Raw genomic sequence first — 24,504 nt, forward strand, 5'->3', positions numbered from 1 at the left:
TAACGATAGTCTATGATTTCATCGTCAACAACCAATCAATAATCAATAGGCGTTTGCTAGGTTCAGCATTCATTCACGAGAAATAATAATGTCTTTTTCATGGTCAGTTGGTTGTTAAAAGAGGGCGGATTTTATAACCCGCCCCCTCATTTTATTCATATTAATAACCCGGATTTTGGGAAAGAATATTGTTACTCTTATCCCTTTCACCTTGTGGTATAGGAAACAGATAATCTCTGTCGTCCCTAAAATTGGCACCTTTCGATGTATTATATTTTGTTGCATAAGCACGCATCACGGTTCCGAAACGTTTTTGCCTCATTAGGTCATCCCGTCTCCAGCCTTCCATAGCCAATTCACAGCGACGCTCCTTCCAAATGATTTCTTTTAGACGTTCTGGGTTCGTTTCTGTTATGTCGGGCAGGGTATTAGCTGTTGTAGCAGGAACATACGTCTGTTGATCTCTTCTCGGATCTATCGGATTAGTTTTGCGGGCTCTTTCTCTTACATCATTCAGGAAAGGAAGTGCAAGCCCTGGTTTTCCATTTTCGTTTAATACTTCGGCATACATTAAGAGGACATCGGAGTAACGGATCAAACGAATGTTGTAACTAATCATCCAGACGTCGAAACCTGTTTTTTCTATTGCTGGTACAGTCATTTTGTAATCATGATAACCGCTTGGAGATTCAGCGTTGTCTTGCGCTTCAGTATCACCTTTATATCTGTCACCAGTTTGTGTGAATACGTAGGTAATACGTGGGTCATCTGCGTCAAAGGCATTATAGAGATCTTGAGTCGGTACGTGAAATCCATATCCCTGATAACCGGAGATGCGTCTGCTTGTAAAGAAGTGGGGAACATTGGTACCTGTGGCAATGTTTTTATCATATACTTTGTTGGCAATCTCAAATACAGATTCCGAGCTGTTTTCATATTCAGTACGCCAGTTCATGCCATAATCGCTCAATAATGTATAGTCTTTGTCTACTTCAATAATATCATGAAGTACAGTTTCGGCAGAGGCAAAATCACCTTTGAACATATATGTTTTAGCAAGCATTGTTTTTGCAAAGCCACGTGTTACACGATAAGCATCATCATCAGAGTAATCTCCTTTGGCGGGAAGTGCAGAGGCATCGGTTAAATCACTCACAATACATTCATATACCTTCTCCAATGGGGAACGGGGTATTTGCAGTATTTCAGCGGGTTGCATTGGCGTAGTGATTAAAGGAACTTCTCCGAATGTACTGACCAGGCAATAATAACCGAATGCTCTCAATGCTTTTGCCTCGTTTGCATAACGCGTCAATAGTTCTTCATTTCCTATTGCATTAGGGGCATAATAAATCACATCGTTACAGCGATTAATCAATCTGTACAGTATCTCCCAACGACGGCCTACTTCGCCATTAGTTGTGTAGACAGTAAAGTCGGATAAGTCGCGTACTTCGGCACGGTCACCGTCATTACCTCCTCCTTTTAGGGCATCATCAGTGCTACAATCACCTACAAAATAATGATTTAATGCATATTCATTCCAAGTTGTACGTAATTGAAGATAAGCTCCTGTCAAGGCTTGTTCAATATCGCTTTCCTTCTGATAATAATTATCGCTTGTGGTTTTACCATAACTTGGTTCGTCGAGAGAGCAGCTATACAACCCCACTCCGGCAAGAGCCCAGCATATTATATATAATATTTTTCTCATAATGTAATGTCTTTTTAGCTAGATTTAAAATTGCAAATTAACTCCAAAAGTGAATGTACGTGAAGACGGATAACGTGTAGTATCCACTCCCATATCCAATGGGTTATTGATACCCAGTTCCGGATCAAGCCCGGAATAACCGGTTAAAGTAAATATATTCTGACCGCTCACATAGAATCTACAACTTGAAAACAGTTTACTCTTCTGGCAAATGTGACTCGGCAGTGTATAACCTATTTGCAGATTTTGCAAACGTAGGTAAGAACCATTTTCCACATAGAAAGAAGAACCTCTCATATTATTGTTAGAATCAGAGTTGGTTATGCGTGGATATACAGCATCCAAATCTCCGTCTTTTGTCCATGCTTTTGTGTAAGCATCAGCCAAAGCGTTCTGACGTCCTGCTGAAGCAAGGCTTCCTTTAGCAACATTCCAGATGTCATTCCCAATAGTTCCCTGGAATGCCATACTTACATCAAAGTTCTTATAACTAAATCCTAAGTTGAAACCATAAATGAGGTCCGGATTAGGATCACCGATAAAAGTACGGTCATCATCATCATTCAATTCGCCTGATTCTCCTAATTTGGCAAATTTAAAATCACCCGGTTGTGCATTAGGTTGAATCTTGGTACCGTTCTTATCCACATAATTGTCTATTTCTTCCTGATTCTGGAATATTCCTATTTGCTTGTACCCCCAGAAACGTCCGATAGGACCTCCTACATAAGTACGGCTAGTATTCCCACTCAAATATTCCGATGTAAGTTTGGTTACCTCTGTTTTATAAGTAGACATGTTCAGTCCTACGTTGTAATTAAAGTCTTTTCCTATCTGGTTACGGTAGTTGACTACTATTTCAAAACCGGTATTCTTCAAGTCTCCCGCATTAAAGAAGGGGCTGTTAGGGAAGGCACCAAAAGAAGGAATAGGCATATTCAGCAACATGTCACTTGTCTTCTTTACATAAAAGTCCATGCTTACATCAAGACTGTTTCTAAAGAAGGACATATCTAAACCAACATTGGTTTGCTGACTGGTTTCCCATTTTATATCTGCATTTCCTACATAGGTTGGAACGTAACCTTGTGAGTATCCGTTTCCAAAGTACCACTGATTTTCATTATTGGTGCCAATCAACGTAAGAGGTGCGTCTCTGTCAATTCGTTGATTACCATTTTGTCCCCAACCTACACGCAGTTTTAAATTGGAAATTGTATTTTCAATGTTCAGGTTCTTAAAGAATTCTTCATTGCTCACTCTCCAACCTAATGAAACAGATGGGAAATAGCCCCAACGGTTACGTTTGGCGAATCTTGAAGAACCGTCGGCACGAAAATTGACTGTAGCAAGATATCTATCATCATATACATAATTAATACGTCCTAAGTACGATAGCATAGAAGATGTTTCTTTACCTCCCGAGGTGTTATCTCCAGCAGTTTGTGCATCAAGTATCTGATAGATTTCATCGTTACCTAAAGCCTTTCTCTTAAATGCATTAATACCTTCGCTGCTGTTCTTCTCATAGGTCATGGCAACCATTGCATCCAGTTTATGTCTGCCTATTGTAGTGTTGTAGTTAAGGCGTTGTTCCACCAGATAATTAGAAGTTACAGCGCTATTATTATTCAATTGAGTTTCTGTATTATATTTACTTTCCTGATTCGCTAAATTGTCCTCCGAAAAAGTAGATGAATAGACAGGACGGAAGTCTTTGAAAGTATCATGGTATCTTTCGAAGCTATACTGTACCCGATAGCTCAATCCTTTATACAATTTGATTTGGGCAAACACATTACCAAATACATTGAATATGTCATTGTATCTGTTAGGAAGTTCGAGCATGGCTACCGGATTAGGGTCATAAGACCACTCGGTAGGAGCATATTTGTTATATTCGTAATTTTCAGAAGACGGATCTACCAACGGGCTGATAACAGGGGTAAAAGGATCAGCTTTTTGAATGAAATCGAATGAAGGAATTGCTCCTGCGTCACGCTTTCTTATCTTTGCCAGATTGACATTGGTGCCAACCGTGATAAATTTGTTGATATCATATTCAAGATTCGCCTTAAGTGAAAGTCTCTTGAATTCAGTAGTAATGATCGCACCTTGATCATCTACATATCCTAAACTAAAAGAAGATCTTGAATTATCTGTTCCTTTACGAATACTCAGATTATAGTTCTGGTTAAAAGCTGTACGAGTTACTTCATTCCACCAGTTGGTATTATAACCCTTCTGATACTGATTGGTAAACTTATCCTTCATTGAATTTTGAAAGCTTTCATCTTTTTCATATGCTTTCATTATGAAGTTATAATATTGGTCGCTGTTCATCATGTTCAATGCTTTATAACTGTTTTTCACACCTACATAAGCATCCAATGTTACAGTTGTTTCACCTTTCACCCCTCCCTTCGTAGTAATGAGAATAACCCCATTGGAGCCTCTTGAACCGTAAATAGCGCAAGCTGAAGCATCTTTTAATACTTCCATACGTTCAATATCAGAGGGATTCAAACTGCTAATGTTATCCATGAACTGACCATCAACTACGTACAATGGATTGTTATCATTTACAGTACCTAAACCTCTCACGCGAATAACTGCATCCGATCCCGGTTGGCCGGAACTGGCGGCAACAAATACTCCGGCTGCCTTACCTGTAAGTAGTTCAGAGGCATTAGATACTGCATAGTTCTTAATATCCTTACTACTTATAGAAGCCAAGGCACCGGTAAGGTCACTCTTTCTTTGAGTACCGTAACCAATAACTACAACCTCATCCAATTTATTATCGGACAATAGATTTACATTGTACGTTCCGCTATTTGTTACATTTACAATTTCAGTTTTAAAACCTACGTATGAGAATGAAACCTTATTTGACGATACTTTCAATGTATATCTGCCGTCAAAATCTGTGATAGTACCATTGGTCGTTCCCACTTCAAGAACAGAAACTCCAATTAAAGCCTCTCCGGTATTACTGTCGTATACCACACCTGAAATACTCTTGGTTTGCTGTGCAAAGACATTTGTGCAAACAGCAAGAATAAGAATTAGTAATAATAAATGCTTACTCATAGTTTATACACTTAGATTTAATTATATGAAATGATATTTTGTTTATTCGCAATAATCTTACCATCTTTCAGTTCTAATTCTGTTCCGGCGGGAAGTTCCACAATAACTCTTGCGTCATTGGCCGGAATCTCAACAGAACCATTTGCCTTTATATTTTTTGCTATATATTCTTTGGCAACAATATCAAACAAGTCACATGGCTGGGTAGCCTGATAAGTAATGGTTTTGGCCTCTTTATGAGGATTATAATAGAGATAGACCGGATAAGGTTTCTCTACATAGAAGTCTGTGACATTGCAATCCAGCTGGAGAATACCTTCCACATTTGTTTGATAAACAATTGCGCCCAAAATGCCGACAGGAGAAGAGCTATAAACGCTAAACATACTTTCCGTCGGATTACCTTTTATCCATTTGGGACCATCGCCAATTGCAACCGGGCTAACCCCTTTTAATGACTCTTTCCCATAGTCATCCGTCTTTCGTAAACCTTCATAAGAAACATTGTCATACGTAATGTCCTTCAATTCTGGAGCCCATTGATGTTTTTCATCTATTTCCCCCGGATAGAATAAACGACACGCACTTGCATTGTTCAGCATCCACTTGCCGATAGCCTTTGCATATTGAGGTTGATATTTCACCATCGGAATGAAAGGCCAGGCGGGTTTGATACTGTTCATGAGGAATGCATATCCTCCGCTGTCTGTGATGCTTCCTTGCAGACCACTTACATCATATTCACCCCATTTTCCTACAATAATTCCCCAACCGGTTCTTCCCGCAGGGCTTTTACATCCGTCAAATACCCAATCAAGAAGTTTGGATACATCATAGTTGGCTCCCTCTACCGCATTCAAATAGGCTGCCGTATAAACTCCAAGTGGTAAAAGAGCCTCGTAAAAACGACTTTCTTTTTGGGCAAGGAGGGCTTCGATGGCACTCTTACTATGTTGTAGATAACGTGGGTCACCAAACTTATGATAAGCGCATAACAATACATAAGCATGACCACCGGCGGCGTCTTGTTGCAATGGAATATTATTGACCATTCCCTTCATTTGTGCATAATCAAAATAAGAGTAATCGTAATTTCCATTCAATACCGAATCTGCTTTAACAAATTGTTCCGCAATGCTTTTTTGTATCTTCTCTGCCCCGTCTACATCGGGGAAAACATCACATATAGCATAATATAAAGCATTGGGTAATACATCATACCACCAGTCACGACCATAGCCTCCTCCTAAAAGGGCTACTGACGGAGTCGTATTGTTCATTACTATATTCCATCCGTTATCAGAATTGAAATAATTCTGCACCATTTTTACGTAGTTATATCCGTCTTGATTAGTCTTATCAATCCCTACAAGACCAGCACCAAGAATAGCCGCCAATGAATTCAGACTTTCATGGAACTCTCCGTTATTGACATCCTTTCCCTGACGAATATCTTTAATGGCGGTATATAAACCAAATGTAGTTTGGTCAATATTTCTGCGGGCATCATCTAACCAAATTAATGGTCCGACTTCGCTTTTATTATTCCAGTCAAAAATAAACTGGTCATACATTTTTGCTTTTTGCTTCCAGTCCAGCATTTTATAAGTTTCAGGCATATCAGGCATAGAGTCTACCCTATGGATGGAAACCTGTTCTACCTTTTCTCCAAAGTTATTTCCGTTGCTTGAGCAAGATGCCAGAAAACAAACGGCGATAAGTAAAAAAAGACCTTTACTTCTCATTCTCATGTTCAATAATATCTGTTTGATTAGTAATATTCTTAGCTAAAGGATATGCCGCTAATTGTAATCCGGCAACAATCACCAGCGCATATTTCAATGCAAAATCTTGCGATACACAATAAGCAAGGAAGATAAACAGTAGTAAGCCGAAAGCTCTTCCAAGGAAAAGACCGAACTCGTGACTCAGGATATATGCATACTCGTTTCTATTCTCAATCTTTGCAACTGCATCAATTGTTCTCATCATAATGGGAAAATAAGCCAAGTCGAACAAAGGTTGGAATATCACTTTGCAAAGCACAAAAAGGATCACTCCTGTAGCAGAGAAGAGAACGCCGTTAAATAGTGTACCGACAAAGAATATGATTAATCCTCCTACAAAAATTTTCAAACGGTCTTCCGGGCGGGCCATACGTCCTAATACATACACCAAGACAGCAGTCAATGCTCCGCTAACTCCCTGTATCAATCCCAAAGCTCCTTCATTTCCCTACCAGCTTCAACACTAATATAGCTGGGGCCGTTACTAAAAAACCTTGTACCATTCCTTTCAATGCGGCTAGCCAAAGCATCTTTTTCCAAAGAATGTTGAAGCGGAAATAGAGGAAGTTCGTTTCTTTGGGGTTCTCAAATTTACCTTTCCACAGTGTCATACAGGCGATAACAGTAACAACTACTGCTGCCATAGTAACCACACAGTAAGAAGTATTGATGTTGAAGAGGAATCCAAAAACTTCTTTTCCATCTATCTGGCTGATAAATGCACCAATAATTAAAGGAACACCGATGGAGCTAATAGAAAAGAAGAAAGACTCTAGTCCGAAGAAATAGTTACGGCTATTATCGTTGGTATTATAGAGAGCCAGTAAGTATCGGTTGGTCCAGAAGAAACCTGAAGCTGCTCCCATTAAAAAACCGGCCAGACCAAGTTCTATGAAACCAAGTGAATTAATAGCCATCATACCGAACATGGAAATGCCACTTACTAAGATTCCTACAGAATAAAGCGTCTTCACACTGTATTTTTTTAGTAGATAACCATTAACAAAAGAGGTCGTAATGATACCTATATACATTGCCAGCTGATAAAAAGCAACCATTACCGGATCGCTCGTGTTCCTCATGATATAGGCTCCCACAAAGATTTCTACTATCGGTAGTACCAATGCATAAAGCATATTGGTAACCAACAGTGTTCTCATGTTAGGTTCCTGTTGCTTAAAGAACAGATATTCTTTTTTCAGTTTATTCATTACTTCTCTTGTGTCTGTTTTAATACATTTAATATCTCTGAAATAGAAAGCTCTGCTTTGCAAATCACTTCATCGCTTGCTCCATAATACATGGTTATCGTATCGCCGTCCACGAAATGACCATTAGTGAAAACAACATTTCCGAAGAAACCTGTTTGCTCATAAGCTGCGATAGGTTCCATGATAGGTTCTTCACTTCTTGCAATCACTTGCGACGGATCATTTAAATCGAGTAATAAAGCTCCCAAGCAATAACGGTGATTAAAATCGGCTCCATGATAAATCTCCAGCCAGCCTTCTTCTGTCTTTATTGGAGCAGCTCCTGCCCCTATACGTGCACAATCCCACATTCCGTCACGAGTGGTTGCTACACATTTGTGGTTTCCCCAGTGCAAGCGGTCGGGCGATTCTGCCAACCATATGTAATTGCCACCAAGTTCAGGACTACTGGGGCGATGAAGAGCAAAATACTTGTCACCTATCTTCTGTTCAAACAATGCACAATCTTTATTATGCGGTGGGAATATCATCCCATGCCGTGTATAGTTTTTCCAATCATTGGTGTGAATCAGTCCAACCCCTACAGCTACCGATGATACTTCTGTGAAAGTAAGGTAAAAGCCATTTTCGGTTGTTGCAACACGACAATCCTCAATGCCGAATGCTTCCAGCTCTCCTTTTCCGAAAATAGGTGGAAATTCCGGTTCATCTTTGAAGTGAATACCGTCGGTACTTGAAACCAGACGTAAGTAAGACATCGTGGTCAGGTAATTCTTTCCTTTGTAACCGATAACGCGTGGGTCTGAAGCATCCAAATCGGGATCATTCTTTAAAAACGAAACCACTTCTATTTTTCCTTTTTCATTATATATAGGAAAACTGATAATTCCTTCTTTCTGTATAGGTCTTTCTGCGACGCGTAAAAGTAACCAAATTTTGCCTTGATATTTGAAAACTCCGGGATTTAACAAACATGTAATTTCCATTCCGTTGATTCCCGCTTTTAAATCTTTTGGAGCCAGTAGGGGGTTCTGCTCACATCTTTTAGCTATATCCATAATATTTCGATTAGTGATTATTTCTGTGAGCAAAAGTATGGGATGAGAGACAGGAAAGCGTTTACTATATTCTCAAAGAAGTGTACACATGCTCAAGAACATGTTTTTAAGAGAGTGATATTCAGGGACAATTTTAGAATAGACAGAGATATTCGTACTTACATGCTATTGTTGCGTAAATGCTTGTTTTACAGTTTGATAAGTGGCGTTCTGAAGTGTATTATATTCTCATAAATGTATAGTATAGTTTCTTTGAGGAGTGAAAAGAAACGTATCAAGATAAAAAGACAAGAGGCTAAACTCAAAAATATAATTTGAGAAAGCCTCTTGTTTCTTTATTTTTAATAAGAATAATACTGTAAATTCTATTTCTTTGCATGCGGATAATCAATCGTATAATGCAATCCGCGACTCTCCTTACGCTCCATTGCCTGACGCATAATCAGATAACCCACGTTCACCATATTACGCAATTCGCAGATTTCTCTGGACGCTACGCTGCGCTTGAACAAGCTTTCAGTTTCCTCGTAGATAATATCCAGTCTGTCCCACGCCCGTTTCAGACGGAGGTCGCTGCGGACAATACCTACATAAGTACTCATAATCTGGTTCACTTCCTTCATGCTCTGCGTAATGAGCACCATTTCTTCCGGTGAGCGGGTTCCCTCATCATTCCATTCGGGAATATCTTCATTATAAGAATATTGATCGACCGCTTGCAGACTGTGTTTGGCAGCAGCGTCGGCATATACCACTGCTTCAATCAATGAGTTTGAAGCCAGGCGGTTACCTCCGTGTAATCCCGTGCAGGAACATTCTCCCACGGCATAAAGACGTTCGATGGAAGATTGTCCGTCCAGGTCGACAAGGATACCTCCGCAGAGATAGTGAGCGGCCGGGGCTACCGGAATATAATCTTTAGTGATGTCGATGCCCAGGCTAAGACATTTCTCGTAAATATTAGGGAAATGTTTCTTTGTTTCTTCGGGATCTTTGTGGGTAACATCCAGATATACATGGTCGTCTCCACGATTCTTCATCTCGTTGTCGATGGCACGTGCCACGATGTCACGGGGAGCCAGGGAAAGACGGGGGTCGTATTTCTGCATGAACTCTTTGCCATCCATGGTGCGCAGTACGCCTCCGTAGCCGCGCATCGCTTCCGTTATCAGGAAAGAAGGGCGATCTCCCGGGTGATACAGGGCGGTAGGATGGAACTGTACAAACTCCATATCCTTCACCGTACCTTTGGCACGATACACCATAGCGATACCGTCTCCGGTAGCGACTAGCGGGTTAGTGGTCGTTTTATAAACGGCTCCTACTCCACCGGTAGCCATCAATGTCACTTTCGCAAGATACGTATCTACTTTTCCCGTTTTCGGATCGAGGATATAAGCGCCGTAGCATTTAATATCCGGTGTCTGACGGGTTACGGTAACCCCCAGATGATGCTGTGTCAGGATTTCAATGGCAAACTGGTTTTCGATGACCGTGATATTCGGATGCCGTTGCACGGCTTTAATCAGACTGTCCTGAATCTCTGCTCCTGTATTGTCTTTATGGTGAAGAATACGGAACTCCGAGTGTCCTCCTTCGCGGTGCAAGTCAAATTCGCCTTTCTCGTTTTTGTCAAAGTCCACTCCCCATTTAATCAGTTCTTCAATTTGTGCGGGAGCTTCGCGCACTACCTTTTCTACTGCGGCACGGTTGCTGATCCAGTCGCCTGCAATCATCGTATCTTCGATGTGCTTGTCGAAATTATCCACCAGAAGGTTGGTGACGGAGGCTACCCCTCCTTGGGCGAAGTACGTGTTGGCCTCCTCCAGCCCGCTTTTACAGATAAGAGCAACTTTACCTTTGTGCGCCACTTTCAGCGCAAAACTCATACCGGCAATTCCGGAACCGATAACGAGGAAATCGAATTTTCTTACCATAATCTTGTTATTTCTCACCGCAAAGCTACAAAATAAGTTACTTCGTTGTACTTTTCGTTGTCACTAATTCATAAAATTGCTACCTTGCAGGCAAAAATCTGACAAAATGAATCGAATTTTCCATGCCCGCATCGCCTGGTACCAATATTTCCTGTTGGTAGTGCTTACTGTGAATGCCGTCGGCGCATTGTGGTGTAAATATATCTTGGTAGCCGTACTGTTCATGCTTATGCTGATTGTAGTAATCGAGCAGATTATACACACTGCTTATACATTGACTACAGACGGTAATCTGGAGGTTTCACGCGGCCGTTTTATTCGTAAGAAGGTAATTCCGCTTTCCGAAATCACCACAGTAAGGAAATACCATTCCATGAAGTTCGGTAGTTTTTCGGTGACGGATTATATCTTGATAGAATATGGAAAAGGGAAGTTTGTTTCGGTGATGCCTGTCAAGGAACGGGAATTTGCGGAACTGCTCGAAAAGAGAATGTTCGCAAAGAAGATAAAAGGGCTGGAGACAATAGACTCTGTAGATTCTCAAGAGGATGAACCATAGCGTGTTTTGATAATAATGAAAAGATTAACTGATTATATACTATGAAATATCAAGTAATTATCATCGGTGGCGGTCCTGCGGGATATACGGCTGCCGAAGCTGCCGGTAAAGGCGGTTTGAGCGTATTGCTTATCGAAAAGAATAGTCTGGGAGGTGTCTGTCTGAATGAAGGCTGTATTCCTACGAAAACGTTGCTGTATTCGGCAAAGACTTATGACAGTGCAAAACATGCGTCAAAGTATGCAGTCAATATTCCGGAAGTCTCTTTCGATTTGCCTAAGATTATAGCACGTAAAAGTAAGGTAGTGCGTAAACTGGTGCTGGGAGTGAAAGCAAAGCTGACTGCCAACAATGTGACGATCGTATCGGGAGAAGCACAGATCATTGATAAAAATACAGTTCGTTGCGGAGAAGAGACTTACGAAGGGGAGAACCTGATACTTTGTACAGGCTCGGAAACCTTTATTCCCCCTATTCCCGGAGTGGATGCAGTGAACTACTGGACGCACAGGGATGCTTTGGATAGTAAGGAATTGCCGGCTTCTCTCGCCATTGTCGGTGGCGGAGTGATCGGGATGGAGTTTGCATCGTTCTTCAACAGTTTGGGAGTACAGGTGACGGTGGTTGAGATGATGGACGAAATTCTGGGTGGAATGGATAAAGAGCTTTCCGCCTTGCTCCGTGCGGAATATGCCAAACGTGGTATTAAATTCCTGCTTGGTACGAAAGTTATCGGCTTGTCGCAAACGGAAGAAGGAGCTGTTGTCTCTTATGAAAATGCAGAGGGAAACGGTAGTGTCGTTGCAGAAAAGCTGTTGATGAGCGTCGGTCGCCGTCCTGTGACGAAAGGTTTCGGACTCGAAAACCTGAATCTGGAGAAAACAGAGCGTGGCACTATCAGAGTCAATGAAAAGATGCAGACTTCTGTATCGGGTGTGTATGTGTGTGGTGACCTGACGGGATTCTCTTTGCTCGCCCATACGGCCGTTCGTGAGGCAGAAGTTGCCGTACATTCCATTTTGGGGAAAGAAGACACCATGAGCTACCGGGCTATTCCGGGCGTAGTCTATACCAATCCGGAGATTGCCGGAGTGGGTGAAACGGAGGAATCGGCCTCAACGAAAGGAATCAATTATCAGGTTATCAAACTTCCGATGGCTTACTCCGGCCGTTTTGTGGCGGAGAATGAAGGTGTGAACGGAGTTTGCAAAGTACTGCTGGATGAACAGCAACGGGTGATTGGCGCTCATGTATTGGGAAATCCCGCTTCGGAGATTATCACTCTTGCGGGGACTGCCATTGAACTCGGACTGACAGCAGCGCAATGGAAAAAGATTGTTTTCCCGCATCCCACGGTAGGAGAAATCTTCCGCGAGGCTTTATAAACGGATTCTGATATCTGACATTGTGCATTGATTAAGATACTTATCTGATTCATGGACTAGGATATCTCACTTATAAAATCGAATAGATGATGAAAAAATATATAATCACTCCGGTCTTATTGACAATAGCTTGTATGGTGATGTGTCATTGTACATTCAACCGTAAAGCGTCAGTTGCTGCAAATGAATATTTGATTCAGGGCGAACTGGCTAATCTTCCCGACAGCATTGTGATTGGTCTGTATGAGGAAGACGGAAGTATTCTCAACTGTGTATGGAGAGATACGCTTATGAATAGGCAGTTCTCTTTCCGCGACACGGTTTCTACCACGCGGAAAATGCTGATTATGTCTGATAACCGGGGCTTCCCGGGTACATGGCTGGAAGTGTGGATCGCACCGGGAGAATACATCGAAATCAAGGGGCAGGACAAACTAGTGAAAACATGGGAAGTAGTAAGCGATGTGCCGGAACAGCAGGAAGAAAACCGCTTTACGGCTTGCGCGATGGCCCAACAGAAAGAACTGATGCAGCACATGGCGGCAGAATATGACTGGCAACGGATGATGTTCATAGATCGTCCGGGCGACCGGGAGTTTGAAAGTCAGGCCTGGGCCAAGATAGATTCTATCCGGAAACTGTCAATGCCGTTGCAGCAGGAAATCTGGAAAAAGGAAATGGAATACATGGAAGAAGCGCCCGTCTCCCCGGTATGGATGGACAGGTTATTGCTATTTGCTTCCATGATGAAATATGAAACCATCATGCCTTATAAAGAAGAGGTGAAAAAACTCTATGCCCGGATGTCGGAAGCCGATAAGCAAACGGATGACGGACAGGAGATTACAGCCTATGTTTTTCCTCCCTCTACGGTGGGAATTGGAGATATGATGGTGGATGGGGACTTGTATGATGTGAATGGTTCTCTCCGTCATATTTCAGAGTTCAAGGGGAAGTTCATCTTGCTCGACTTCTGGAGTAGCGGGTGTAGTCCTTGTGTGGAGTCGATACCCGAAATGGAGAAGGTGATGGATCTGTATAAGGATAAAATGACTGTGATTAGTATTAGTGAGGACCCGAAAGCACGTTGGAAAGAGTATATCAAGACGAAAGGAATGGGCGGTAACCAGTGGAACGAACTTCGTAAAGGACGTACCGGTCTTGCCCTGAACTATCAGGTACGGGGAATCCCTCATTATGTATTGATTGCCCCTGATGGAAAAATCCAGGATGTATGGTCCGGCTATGGCTCCGGTTCGCTTCTTGGACAGGTAGAGAAAAACTTGAAATAGATAGATGTAAGATACTATCATTTGTTGATGTCATAAACAGTGTTGTATGAAAAAAAAGTTTTTTGTTAGTCGCCCTTTCTGTTTGTTTGTTGCCACTTTGGGGGCAACAGAACTTCTCCCGGATAGATTCGCTTATCAAGAAGATGCTCCCCGAAGCATCCGAAGTCGGCATATCCGTCTACGACCTGACGGCTAAGAAATCGCTTTATAACTATCGTGCGGAGAAACTTTCCCGTCCTGCTTCTACCATGGAAGCTGCTGACGGCCATTACCGCACTCTCCCGCCCAGAAGCCAACGAACCTTTCCGTACGGAAGTATGGCATGATGGCGTGATAGAACATGACACCTTGCAAGGCAACCTGTATGTGGTAGGCGGATTCGATCCGGAATTTGACAGCCAGTCGATGGATTCATTGATAGAAGAGGTAATCACTTTTCCTTTTTCGGTCATTAACGGTCAGGTATATGGTGACGTCTCAATGAAAGACTCCCTTTATTGGGGCAGCGGATGGGCCTGGGACGATACGCCTGCGGGTTATCAGCCTTATCTCTCTCCATTGATGTTCTGCAAAGGGACTGTACAGGTTTCCGTAGTTCCCTCCACCGTGCAGGGCGATGCGGCAAGTGTTTCCTGCCAACCTGTATCTTCCTATTATACAGTAACGAATCAGACGAAAACACGCACTTCTTCTGCCGGGAAATTCTCTTTCACGAGAGATTGGCTGACGAATGGAAACAATCTCCTTGTTTCGGGCAATGTCACTTCGATCCGGAAAGATGATGTCAACATCTACGATTCCCCCCGTTTCTTTATGCACACTTTTCTGGAACGCCTTCGTGGGAAAGGAATCACGACTCCCCAGTCGTATGGTTTTGCCGAATTGCCTCGCGACAGTGTGAGAGTGGAGCGTATGGCTTGCTGGAACACTTCCGTGCAGAAAGTGCTGAACCAGTTGATGAAAGAGAGTGATAACCTCAATGCGGAAGCATTTCTCTGTCGCCTGGGAGCGCAGGCTACGGGAAAGAAGCAAGTAGCTGCCGAAGATGGCATTGTCGAAATAATGAAGCTGATCCGCTGCCTGGGGCATGATCCGAAAGACTATAAGATTGCCGACGGTTGCGGATTGTCTAATTATAATTACCTCTCCCCTGCTCTGCTGGTCGACTTTCTAAAATATGCGTACTCGCAAACAGAAGTGTTTCAGATGTTGTATAAATCACTTCCCGTTGGCGGGGTGGACGGAACTTTAAAATTCCGGATGAAAGGTACTCCCGCTTTCCGGAATGTTCATGCCAAAACAGGCTCGTTTACGGCAATAAATGCACTTGCAGGCTATCTGAAGATGAAGAACGGGCATGAAGTGGCATTTGCCATTATGAACCAGAATGTGCTTTCGGCTGCTAAAGCGAGAGCGTTTCAGGATAAGGTGTGTGAGGTGATTATCGGGAAATAGGCTATGTTAATACATTAGCCCGAACAACCAAAGTGGAATCTCGTTGTTGAATCCGATTTCTATGTTATCAAGGGCTAGGTATCCATTCTCCACTCCCGCTAATTGTTTTTGAGTTTTGTTTTTACCACCTATTTCGAAATTATATGTTTCATTCAATGTGAAATCTATTTGGGAGGAATAGGTAACCTTATGTTTTACGACTGTTTGATTAAAGAAGAATGTTTCCCGGACATTTCCTATATCTGTTTTTTCTCCTCCCAATGCGTATGCATAATTTGTATTACCTAAATAAATTTTTTCCGGTTTTGCCAGTTGTTTGATGCCGGAAGCTTCTTTGTCAAGTAGTAGGATGGCTTGGGCTTTTTGGAGATAGGATAGATAATTCAACAGACTGATACGACTGACTTCTATCTCCTTACTAAGCATTGATATATTGGGAATATAGGGTACAAGTCCGGCGAGTATGGCAAATAGTTTTTTTATTTTACCAATGGAGTAATAATCTATTTTTTCAGTAGAAGGTAGATCTACATCCAGAATTGTATTCAGGGTGGCTAATAGTTTCTCATGATACAATATTTTATCTTCTTTATAAAAAGGGAAATAGCCGTAAGCTAAGTATTCGTTGAACGCTACAAGCGGCTTCAACTGTTTGTTTACGTTCATGGCCATTTCGATATGTCGGTTCAGAATATCAGAAAGTGTAAGTGCTTCCATTTTATATCCATATTCGAATAGTAAGAATTCACGGAAAGAAAGGCCATGAAGATGATAGGTAACAGCCCTTCTTGAGAGGTCTGCTTCGCCTTTGTGTATTTCCAATAAAGAAGATCCTGTGAATACTATTTTTATGTCCGGATAACTGTCATAGATGTTTTTTATTTCTCTTGACCAGGTGGGGTATTTGTGTACTTCGTCCAAAAACAAAGCTTTTCCTCCCATTTTCTGAAACTCGTCAGCCAGTTCAAATAATGAATGAGTGGTGAACCATATATTGTCTAATGAAACGTAGAGTGCTTCATTGCCATAGCCGGGGTAATGCTCTTTTATGTATTGAAGCATCAGGGTAGTTTTTCCTGTTCCGCGTGCACCTGTTATAGCTATCAGTCGATTGTTCCAACGAATTTCATGATACAGGTATCTGATGAAATCCAGAGAGACCCGTTCTTTAAGTTGATAGAATGTGGTGAATAACTGTTTCATAGGAGTAACTTATTGATTCTTCTACAAAGATATAATTGTATTCTCTAATAAACAAAAATAGTTGGATTTTGTTTACCAGAGAATACAATTATACTTGTTTTGAATCGAATACTGTAAATTCTATATTCTATTTACTTTGCGTATTCAGTCCAATTGGTATTCTTCATATCGCCACTTTTAGCCAACTCTGCGTGCATGCCCAGTGCAGCCTGAATAGCGTGCGGAGTCTGTGCTCTGTTACCGGCCAGCTTGAGGTAATCCCAAAGAAGCTCTTTATAGTCAGGATGTGCACAGTTTTCGATGATGGCTTGTGCGCGTTCTTTCGGGCTCTTGCCACGAAGATCGGCAACACCTTGCTCGGTGATAACGATGTTGACATCGTGCTCTGTGTGGTCGTGGTGGGATACCATCGGTACGATCGCACTGATTTTACCTTCTTTGGCCACAGACGGACAAGTGAAGATAGAAATGTAAGCGTTGCGGGTAAAGTCTCCCGAACCACCGATGCCGTTCATCATTTTTGTTCCGCCGATATGGGTAGAGTTTACATTGCCGTACAGGTCAACTTCGATGGCTGTATTGATGGAAATGACACCGAGACGGCGTACTATTTCCGGGCTGTTTGAGATTTCCGACGGACGGAGAACCAGTTTATCGCGGAAGAAATCCATATCGTTGTAAATACCTTCCAGACAGTCGTTTGTAACAGTCAGTGAGCAGGCACTACCGAATTTGATACGTCCTTCGCGAATCAATCCGATCACGGAATTCTGGATTACCTCTGTGTACATCTCAAATGCAGGAATCGTTTTGTCACGTCCCAATGCACCGAGTACGGCGTTGGCGATGTTTCCTACACCCGATTGCAAAGGCAAGAAACTAGACGGGATGATACCGCGTTTCATGTCGGCAGCAAGGAAGTCGGCAACATTCTGCCCGATTTTGTCGGTCAACGGATCAGCAGCAGCGAAAGAACGCGCTTCATCCGGCCAGTTGGTTTCCACTACGCCTATAATCTTTTTCGGGTCTACCTGAACGTAAGGCAGTCCGATACGGTCACTCGGTTTGTAGATCGGTATTTCGCGGCGGTAAGGCGGGTCGAGCGGTTCGTATACGTCGTGCATACCCATACCGGATTTGCTGTGTGCGCTGTTCAACTCCACGATAATCTGGTCGGCAAGACGGCAGATAGTCGGCGAAATACCACCGGCGGCAGTCAGATAAATCTTTCCGTCGGGAGTCACTTCGCAGGCTTCGATAATGGCTACGTTCACTTTACCCATGAACCCGTAGCGCACTTCCTGTGCCATTTGTGAGAGATGTATGTCGTTGTAGGCAATCTCTCCGTTGTTCACAGCTTTGCGGAAGTCGGCGTTGGTAGTATAAGGAGCGCGGTAGCGGATGGCTTTGGCGCGTGACAGTACACCGTCACAGGATTCCCCTGTTGATGCGCCTGTGAAAATTCCTACTTGAAACGGGTTTCCTTTCGCATGTTCTGCTTCAGCAATTTTTGCGAGTTCGGCTGTTACAGCCTTGGCCGTTCCGGCGGGAGTAAATCCGCTTAGGCCGATGTTGTAGCCATGTTTGATCAGGCTTGCAGCTTCCGCTGCCGAAATACGATTGAATGACATAAATAGTAAATTTCGTGTTAAAATACAGTTGATATTTTATCGGTTAATAATTCGATATCTTATTAAAATTTCAGGCACGGATTACACGGATTTCACGGTTTTCGGAAAGTTAGGGATTGCATAAAGCAATAGCGTAATCCGTGTAATCCGTGCCTGAAATATATGTCTTTATAATTTCCGTCAGTATTTCCGTTGAAGTATCTCCCCCAGATAATGGCTCGGCGGGCTTCTTCTGCCGAATGAATTGTGAAGTCTTCGTTGTTATCGGATGATTTGTTGAGAGCGTCGTAATGAGAACCTTGCCTGTTGTTCAATTGATCTTGCGCGGCACTGTTTGCCAGGGATGCGGCAACGGAAACTTCTTCTCTTTTCTTTTTCTGCTTCGGAACTTTTCCGGGTGGCGTCTGTTGTGAATGCTTTTTCCGGGTTGGCGGTTCGATAGGTTTAGGCTGGAACAATTCTTCCAGCGACTTGGGGCCGCCCCATGCCTCGGGCATAGGAACTGCATCCGGAGCTACTTCAACGGGGGATGGCATCGGGGAAACGGGGCGTTTATTCTTAGCTTTTTTCGATTTACTATTCTTATTCACCTCTTTGAATATTCCCACAAGAATGACACCTGCTATCAAGAGAAATTTCAAAAAATCTTCCATTGTGTTTCACTGCTAATTAGTTATCTGCCAAAGTTACGTATTTTATCTGGTTCAGGCTAACTTTTTAGTATGAAAAAAGGGCAGCTTCACAGCTCCCCTTAATTTTTTTAACCTAAACCTTAACTATGAAAAAATCTAATGTTTCTTTCATTGCACAAATGTGAAAAATAAATTTAAATTTGCCAAGCATATCGCCTAAAAATGTTTATTCCCTTAACATTAATTACAAATTTGCTTGCCAAATCATAAGTTTTTGCGTTATTTTGATATCAATTCACTACTTATTGAAAGCGAAGCCGTATCTTTGCATCCGAATTTTTAAACTAAGATTTGAGTATGAATGAATTAACGGGAGCGGACTTTAAATCCGCAACTGAAATGAATGATGACAACAAAAAGTTGTTTATCGAAACCTATGGCTGCCAGATGAATGTAGCCGACAGTGAGGTGATTGCCTCGGTGATGCAAATGGCGGGTTATTCCGTAGCCGAAACGCTGGAGGAAGCCGATGCCGTGTTTATGAATACCTGTTCCATCCGCGACAATGCGGAGCAGAAGATTCTGAATCGCCTGGAGTTTTTCCACTCGCTGAAGAAAAAGAAAAAGCACCTGATTGTAGGTGTATTGGGTTGTATGGCCGAACGGGTAAAGGATGATCTGATAACGAATCATCATGTCGACCTCGTTGTGGGGCCGGATGCTTACCTGACGTTGCCCGACTTGATTGCTGCCGTAGAAACTGGTGAAAAAGCAATCAATGTGGAACTTTCTACTACCGAGACTTATCGGGATGTGATTCCGTCGCGTATCTGCGGCAATCATATTTCGGGTTTTGTATCCATCATGCGTGGCTGCAATAACTTCTGCACCTATTGCATCGTGCCCTATACTCGTGGACGCGAGCGTAGCCGTGACGTAGAAAGCATCCTGAATGAAGTGGCAGACCTCGTGGCGAAAGGCTATAAGGAAGTCACCCTGTTGGGGCAGAACGTCAACTCTTACCGTTTTGAAAGACCGACAGGCGAAGTGGTTACTTTCCCGATGTTGCTCCGAACGGTGGCTGAAGCTGCTCCGGGAGTGCGTATTCGTTTCACAACTTCCCATCCGAAAGACATGAGCGATGAGACGTTGGAAGTAATTGCGCAAGTCCCCAATGTGTGTAAACATATCCATCTGCCTGTGCAGAGCGGCAGTTCGCGTATTCTGAAACTGATGAACCGTAAATATACCCGTGAGTGGTATCTGGACCGGGTGGCAGCTATCAAACGTATCATTCCCGATTGCGGATTGACTACCGATATTTTCTCCGGTTTTCATTCTGAAACGGAAGAGGATCATGCCTTGTCACTTTCGCTGATGGAAGAATGTGGATACGATGCTGCTTTCATGTTTAAATACTCCGAACGTCCGGGAACGTATGCATCGAAGCATCTCGAAGATAATGTGTCCGAAGAGGTGAAAGTGCGCCGCCTGAACGAAATTATCGCTTTGCAGAACCGTCTGTCTGCCGAATCCAACCAGCGTTGCATCGGTAAAACGTATGAAGTGCTTGTAGAAGGAGTTTCCAAGCGTTCGCGCGACCAGCTGTTCGGCCGTACGGAGCAGAACCGTGTGGTGGTGTTCGACAGAGGTACGCACCGTGTCGGTGATTTCGTCAACGTGCGTGTCACGGAAGCCAGTTCGGCTACGCTGAAGGGGGAAGAAATCTGATTTTACCACAGAGGACACGGAGGACACAGAGTTTCAAGGAAGAAAAAGACCTCTGTGTCCTCTGCGTCCTCTGTGGTGGACTTTACATCATCATGTGTCTCCTGATGGAGAACTTCACAATTGCCATCGCATTGATGGACACGAATGGAATATCCATCGGCTCATGATGAGTATTATAGCTCACGAGCTTTAAATACCCTTCTTTTTCCGAACGATTCACGTACTTCACCGCCAGATACTCGTCTCCGTCAATCATAAACGACACCAGGTATATTTCCCCGTAAATCACGTTGTCGAAACTGCTAATTTCCTTGTATCCGATAATATCTCCCGATTTCAATATAGGATACATGCTGTCTCCGTTGACGTAGACTGCTCCGTCGCATACGGAAATATTCGGAATTAATATCTTTCCCAGTGCATACTGCTTTTTGTTGGTGAACAATGTTTTCAGGTTCGCAGCTGCCGTAATATCGTATAATGTCACGCTACGGTCGTCTATTGGTTCGGGTGTTTTCGGATTGTGTATAATCTCGACTTCTCCCTGCACCAGTTCGCTTTCGCAATATCTTGACTGGTGTTTCGGATTTCCCTTTCCCAATAATAGCCAATTGTAGTCCACCTTGTCCCCGAATTTATCGAGTAACAGGCGGAAGTCAATGCTATTTCGTGCACCCCAATTGGATACTGTAGCGCGTGAGACGCCTAAATATTCAGCTAACTCGCTGTCGTTCTTGAAGTTTAGCGCCTGTTTGGCGCGCTTCACTATTCCTGTAACATCCAAAAATGTATCCATTCTATTATCGTTTATTTTTGATGTAAAAATTCATAAACTCGTTAATTGCTCATTGATAATTTGTTATCTACTTTTTTAAAGTTAATTCTTAAAATCATTTGTTTTCTTTGTGAAAACTGTTTTATCTTTGTAGCAACGAAATTACAAATATGTTTCAAAATTATAAATTTTAAATAGAAAAACCATGAGAAACCGCAAAAAGTTTACGAAAGGTTGCAAAATACCTCATTCACCCCCCTTTTTAAGGAAGCCGTGCCGGACGGAAGTAATATTGAGCCCGCTTACACCATCTATATATCTTGCGTGTAGCATCTATATACCCAATGTGCAGCCGATATATCCCCAATATACAGCAACTATATGTCCTGCGCGCAAGCGATATATCTCTAATATACACACGAATGTTTAAATATGAAAATTATAAAAACGGAAAGCAGTATGGAAACCATTATGAATCAATCTCTACACATCTGCGGATGTTGCAAGCGGAAGCTCCCACAGGAAGCCTTTTATATGAATCAGCGTACCCGGGCTTCAGATAATTACTGCAAGGAATGCCGTAAGGCAAACACGCGCAGACATCGCAATCAGGATAAAAATATATCATTTGAAAACAAAACTCTTTCTTATCCGGTAATAACCGAGGTAAAGGACTACGCTTTGCGGATGCTCCTTATCCGTCATGCCCGTCAGGTGGTGGCGGACAGTATTCGCCGGAAGCAGGAAAAGGAAAAACTACACGCACTATGGGAAGAATAAAACAGGGGTTGGATTATTTCCCCATGAGCACCAGTTTCATGCACGACCGCATGGTGCGTCGTGTCATGAAGCGGGAAGGTGATGCTGCTTTTGCCACATTGGTAGAAACGCTGTCGTACATCTATGCCGGAAAAGGATATTATATCTCTGCCAGTGATGAGTTTTACGATGAACTGACGGACGGCCTTTACAATACGGATATGGATGATGTGAAACGTATCATCACCCTGTCCGTGGAATATGGCCTGTTTGATGCCGGGCTTTTCCGCCAATACGGCATCCTGACTTCCGCCGATATCCAACGGCAGTATCTCTTTATCACCAAGCGTCGCAGCAGTTCGTTGATAGAGCCGGACTACTGCCTGTTGGAAGCGGAAGAGCTTGCATCGTATCACTCTTCTCAAAATAGCAAAAGTAGCGCGGATGATGCTGATAAAGAAACAGTCGATGCTGTAACATCAACTGCTGATTCTGTAACATCAAACACCGATTCTGCAACATCGGAAGCTGAAATGTCGACATTGGGTACACAAAACAAAGAAAAACAAATTAAAACAAACCAAAACAAATTAAACCACCTCTCTGACTCTCCTCAAGGAGAGAACGGAGGAGGAAAAATCTTGAAAAGAAGGAAGGCGATGACACAGGACGACATCGACAACCTGCAACCACCGTCCGACGGTATGCAGCGTAACTTCGAGGGACTGCTGGAGAACCTTCACTCTTACAAGATTCCGCCTTCCGAGCAATATGCCATTATCCTGAAAAGTAACTTCGGAGCTATCGGACACCCGGTGTGGAAGGGCTTCAGCAACATCCGCGGGAGTAATGGAAAAATCAAATTGCCGGGACATTATCTTTTGAGCGTAATTAATTAATTTATGAACGCACTTTGAAAAAATGATTGGGTCAGTCTGAATAATACCCGTATCTTTACAGTGTCATTAAGCTTAAGGACAACACTAAACTAATTTATTAACACGTAAAAACTATTACAATTATGCCAGTATTGTACAAACCCTTCCAGTCGGTTCTGGAAGACAAGAACAAAAAGAAATTATTTCATCCCCGTGTGATATACACGGCCAATGTGTCAACCACCCAACTCGCCAAAGAGATAGCCGCTTACTCGTCTCTCTCCACCGGTGATGTGAAGAATACACTCGATAATCTGGTGACAGTGGCTGCCCAGCATCTGCAAGCATCGGAAAGTGTAACGCTCGACGGCTTCGGGACTTTCCGTATGGTGATGAAGTCCAACGGCAAAGGGGTGGAACTGCCGGAAAAAGTATCGGCTGCCCAGGCTTCCCTTACCGTCCGTTTCCTGCCCAACTATACCAAGAATCCCGACCGTACCACCGCTACCCGCTCTTTGGTGACAGGTGCCAAGTGTGTCCGTTTCGACCTTGCCGATACTTCGGCTTCGGGTGGCGGAAATAGTGGTGAACCCGATGACGGTGGTGGTTCCGGCGGCAGTGGAGAAGCACCGGATCCGGCAGCATAGCCTGTCTGTATGACGCAACACAAACACGAATGGCTGACTAAACGGAACTTTTTAACTAGACTAGTAAACTAATTATCCACTAACATGCGAATTATTAATTTAATCGTGGTGCACTGCAGTGCCACGCGGGGGGATTGTACGCTCTCTCCGGAAGATTTGGACCGGTTGCACCGACGTCGGGGATTCAACGGAACAGGCTATCACTACTACATCCGCAAGGATGGAACAGTGCACCTCACCCGCCCCATCGAACGTGTCGGAGCGCACGCAAAAGGTTTCAATGCTCATTCAATAGGTATCTGCTATGAGGGTGGTCTGGACTGCCGGGGACGCCCGGCAGATACCCGAACCTCGGCACAGCGGGCTACGCTCCGGCAACTCATCGGGCAACTACAGGAGAAATTCCCCGGCTGCCGGGTATGCGGACACCGGGATCTTTCACCGGACTTGAACGGAAACGGTGAGATAGAGCCGGAAGAGTGGATTAAATCGTGCCCGTGTTTTGAGGTGGCAAAGGAATTCAAGGAACTTGAGGAGTTTGCTATCAAAACAGAGAACACGGAAGAACACAGAGTAACACAACACATTAAAGAACAGAAAGGAGGTAAATGATGGCAATGAAGAAATCAGTTTGGGATATGATCCTTAAGGTGGTTATCGCAGTGGCTTCGGCTTTGGCTGGCGTTTTGGGCGCTAATGCGATGAATCTGTAATTAGTTGAATTGTGGGACGTGCGCGCCGTCCTGCAATTTTGATG

At 43.2% G+C, this 24,504-nt stretch carries 17 protein-coding genes and 3 pseudogenes; 10 read left to right on the top strand and 10 right to left on the bottom strand.

The features are described 5' to 3' along the window. Positions 1–160: 160 nt before the first annotated feature. The 6 genes and pseudogenes from NXX38_RS06885 to nadB all read right to left on the bottom strand — a co-directional run bounded on the left by NXX38_RS06885 (position 161) and on the right by nadB (position 10,800). The gene (locus tag NXX38_RS06885) at positions 161–1,714 is read right to left on the bottom strand and encodes a RagB/SusD family nutrient uptake outer membrane protein (RefSeq protein WP_258978902.1); all 1,554 of its coding nucleotides are present in this window, start codon (positions 1,712–1,714) and stop codon (positions 161–163) included. Positions 1,715–1,738: 24 nt separating this feature from the next. Then, the gene (locus tag NXX38_RS06890; RefSeq protein ID WP_258978904.1) at positions 1,739–4,807 is read right to left on the bottom strand and encodes a TonB-dependent receptor; all 3,069 of its coding nucleotides are present in this window, start codon (positions 4,805–4,807) and stop codon (positions 1,739–1,741) included. 17 nt (positions 4,808–4,824) lie between these two features. Then, the gene (locus NXX38_RS06895; RefSeq protein ID WP_258978905.1) at positions 4,825–6,558 is read right to left on the bottom strand and encodes a hypothetical protein; all 1,734 of its coding nucleotides are present in this window, start codon (positions 6,556–6,558) and stop codon (positions 4,825–4,827) included. Next, positions 6,542–7,805 (bottom strand): annotated as a pseudogene (locus NXX38_RS06900) (MFS transporter). The gene NXX38_RS06895 and the pseudogene NXX38_RS06900 overlap by 17 nt, the downstream one beginning before the upstream one ends. After that, the gene (locus NXX38_RS06905; RefSeq protein WP_258978906.1) at positions 7,805–8,863 is read right to left on the bottom strand and encodes a glycoside hydrolase family 130 protein; all 1,059 of its coding nucleotides are present in this window, start codon (positions 8,861–8,863) and stop codon (positions 7,805–7,807) included. The pseudogene NXX38_RS06900 and the gene NXX38_RS06905 overlap by 1 nt, the downstream one beginning before the upstream one ends. A 365-nt stretch (positions 8,864–9,228) precedes the next feature. Next, the gene (gene nadB / locus NXX38_RS06910) at positions 9,229–10,800 is read right to left on the bottom strand and encodes an L-aspartate oxidase (RefSeq protein WP_148367728.1); all 1,572 of its coding nucleotides are present in this window, start codon (positions 10,798–10,800) and stop codon (positions 9,229–9,231) included. A 106-nt stretch (positions 10,801–10,906) separates the two neighbouring features. Between nadB and NXX38_RS06915 the strand changes: the two genes are divergently transcribed. The 4 genes and pseudogenes from NXX38_RS06915 to dacB all read left to right on the top strand — a co-directional run bounded on the left by NXX38_RS06915 (position 10,907) and on the right by dacB (position 15,491). Continuing rightward, positions 10,907–11,359: a PH domain-containing protein gene (locus NXX38_RS06915; RefSeq protein ID WP_148367729.1), complete on the top strand. Its 453-nt coding sequence runs from the start codon at positions 10,907–10,909 to the stop codon at positions 11,357–11,359. A 41-nt stretch (positions 11,360–11,400) separates the two neighbouring features. Then, entirely contained in the window at positions 11,401–12,744 is a 1,344-nt protein-coding gene (lpdA, locus tag NXX38_RS06920; RefSeq protein WP_258978907.1) for a dihydrolipoyl dehydrogenase, read from the top strand. 89 nt (positions 12,745–12,833) lie between these two features. Then, on the top strand, positions 12,834–14,036 hold the full coding sequence (locus tag NXX38_RS06925; protein ID WP_309569431.1) for a TlpA disulfide reductase family protein: 1,203 nt from the start codon (positions 12,834–12,836) through the stop codon (positions 14,034–14,036). Between the two features lie 143 nt (positions 14,037–14,179). Beyond that, positions 14,180–15,491: pseudogene (gene dacB, locus NXX38_RS06930) on the top strand (D-alanyl-D-alanine carboxypeptidase/D-alanyl-D-alanine-endopeptidase). A gap of 6 nt (positions 15,492–15,497) precedes the next feature. On the opposite strand, the gene NXX38_RS06935 reads toward dacB, so the two are convergent. From NXX38_RS06935 to NXX38_RS06945, 3 genes and pseudogenes are all read right to left on the bottom strand, one after another. Then, positions 15,498–16,694, bottom strand: a complete 1,197-nt coding sequence (locus tag NXX38_RS06935; RefSeq protein WP_148367732.1) for an ATP-binding protein — start codon at positions 16,692–16,694, stop codon at positions 15,498–15,500. 131 nt (positions 16,695–16,825) lie between these two features. Next, the gene (locus tag NXX38_RS06940) at positions 16,826–18,325 is read right to left on the bottom strand and encodes an acetyl-CoA hydrolase/transferase family protein (RefSeq protein WP_258978909.1); all 1,500 of its coding nucleotides are present in this window, start codon (positions 18,323–18,325) and stop codon (positions 16,826–16,828) included. A gap of 180 nt (positions 18,326–18,505) precedes the next feature. Continuing rightward, a pseudogene (locus NXX38_RS06945) lies at positions 18,506–18,978 on the bottom strand (ferrichrome ABC transporter substrate-binding protein). Between the two features lie 336 nt (positions 18,979–19,314). On the opposite strand from NXX38_RS06945, the gene miaB reads away from it, so the two are divergent. Continuing rightward, a complete protein-coding gene (gene miaB, locus NXX38_RS06950) occupies positions 19,315–20,688 on the top strand; it encodes a tRNA (N6-isopentenyl adenosine(37)-C2)-methylthiotransferase MiaB (RefSeq protein WP_148367735.1) in 1,374 nt (457 codons plus the stop codon). A gap of 82 nt (positions 20,689–20,770) precedes the next feature. Here the strand turns inward: miaB and NXX38_RS06955 are convergent, their stop codons facing one another. Next, positions 20,771–21,484 carry a helix-turn-helix domain-containing protein gene (locus tag NXX38_RS06955; protein ID WP_258978910.1) on the bottom strand — a complete coding sequence of 238 codons (714 nt, stop codon included), beginning with the start codon at positions 21,482–21,484 and terminating at the stop codon, positions 20,771–20,773. Positions 21,485–21,922: 438 nt separating this feature from the next. On the opposite strand from NXX38_RS06955, the gene NXX38_RS06960 reads away from it, so the two are divergent. From NXX38_RS06960 to NXX38_RS06980, 5 genes are all read left to right on the top strand, one after another. After that, positions 21,923–22,243 carry a hypothetical protein gene (locus NXX38_RS06960; protein ID WP_234131760.1) on the top strand — a complete coding sequence of 107 codons (321 nt, stop codon included), beginning with the start codon at positions 21,923–21,925 and terminating at the stop codon, positions 22,241–22,243. Continuing rightward, a complete protein-coding gene (locus NXX38_RS06965) occupies positions 22,231–23,121 on the top strand; it encodes a DUF4373 domain-containing protein (RefSeq protein ID WP_234131759.1) in 891 nt (296 codons plus the stop codon). Before NXX38_RS06960 ends, NXX38_RS06965 begins: the two co-directional genes overlap by 13 nt. Positions 23,122–23,243: 122 nt before the next feature. Then, a complete protein-coding gene (locus NXX38_RS06970; RefSeq protein WP_009001357.1) occupies positions 23,244–23,747 on the top strand; it encodes an HU family DNA-binding protein in 504 nt (167 codons plus the stop codon). An 84-nt stretch (positions 23,748–23,831) separates the two neighbouring features. Continuing rightward, entirely contained in the window at positions 23,832–24,359 is a 528-nt protein-coding gene (locus tag NXX38_RS06975; protein ID WP_234131758.1) for an N-acetylmuramoyl-L-alanine amidase, read from the top strand. Between the two features lie 5 nt (positions 24,360–24,364). Then, entirely contained in the window at positions 24,365–24,460 is a 96-nt protein-coding gene (locus tag NXX38_RS06980; RefSeq protein WP_005681936.1) for a smalltalk protein, read from the top strand. Positions 24,461–24,504: the final 44 nt, after the last annotated feature.

The organism is Bacteroides sp. BFG-637 (genome assembly GCF_024793605.1).
Classification (GTDB): Bacteria; Bacteroidota; Bacteroidia; order Bacteroidales; family Bacteroidaceae; genus Bacteroides; species Bacteroides vicugnae.

Coding starts and splice junctions, on each gene's coding strand:
- NXX38_RS06885 (WP_258978902.1), bottom strand. CDS start 1,714: ATGAGAAAAATATTATATATAATATGCTGGGCTCTTGCCGGAGTGGGG.
- miaB (WP_148367735.1), top strand. CDS start 19,315: ATGAATGAATTAACGGGAGCGGACTTTAAATCCGCAACTGAAATGAAT.
- NXX38_RS06975 (WP_234131758.1), top strand. CDS start 23,832: ATGCGAATTATTAATTTAATCGTGGTGCACTGCAGTGCCACGCGGGGG.
- NXX38_RS06890 (WP_258978904.1), bottom strand. CDS start 4,807: ATGAGTAAGCATTTATTATTACTAATTCTTATTCTTGCTGTTTGCACA.
- NXX38_RS06955 (WP_258978910.1), bottom strand. CDS start 21,484: ATGGATACATTTTTGGATGTTACAGGAATAGTGAAGCGCGCCAAACAG.
- NXX38_RS06960 (WP_234131760.1), top strand. CDS start 21,923: ATGGAAACCATTATGAATCAATCTCTACACATCTGCGGATGTTGCAAG.
- NXX38_RS06980 (WP_005681936.1), top strand. CDS start 24,365: ATGAAGAAATCAGTTTGGGATATGATCCTTAAGGTGGTTATCGCAGTG.
- NXX38_RS06935 (WP_148367732.1), bottom strand. CDS start 16,694: ATGAAACAGTTATTCACCACATTCTATCAACTTAAAGAACGGGTCTCT.
- NXX38_RS06915 (WP_148367729.1), top strand. CDS start 10,907: ATGAATCGAATTTTCCATGCCCGCATCGCCTGGTACCAATATTTCCTG.
- NXX38_RS06940 (WP_258978909.1), bottom strand. CDS start 18,325: ATGTCATTCAATCGTATTTCGGCAGCGGAAGCTGCAAGCCTGATCAAA.
- lpdA (WP_258978907.1), top strand. CDS start 11,401: ATGAAATATCAAGTAATTATCATCGGTGGCGGTCCTGCGGGATATACG.
- nadB (WP_148367728.1), bottom strand. CDS start 10,800: ATGGTAAGAAAATTCGATTTCCTCGTTATCGGTTCCGGAATTGCCGGT.
- NXX38_RS06965 (WP_234131759.1), top strand. CDS start 22,231: ATGGGAAGAATAAAACAGGGGTTGGATTATTTCCCCATGAGCACCAGT.
- NXX38_RS06905 (WP_258978906.1), bottom strand. CDS start 8,863: ATGGATATAGCTAAAAGATGTGAGCAGAACCCCCTACTGGCTCCAAAA.
- NXX38_RS06925 (WP_309569431.1), top strand. CDS start 12,834: ATGAAAAAATATATAATCACTCCGGTCTTATTGACAATAGCTTGTATG.
- NXX38_RS06895 (WP_258978905.1), bottom strand. CDS start 6,558: ATGAGAATGAGAAGTAAAGGTCTTTTTTTACTTATCGCCGTTTGTTTT.
- NXX38_RS06970 (WP_009001357.1), top strand. CDS start 23,244: ATGCCAGTATTGTACAAACCCTTCCAGTCGGTTCTGGAAGACAAGAAC.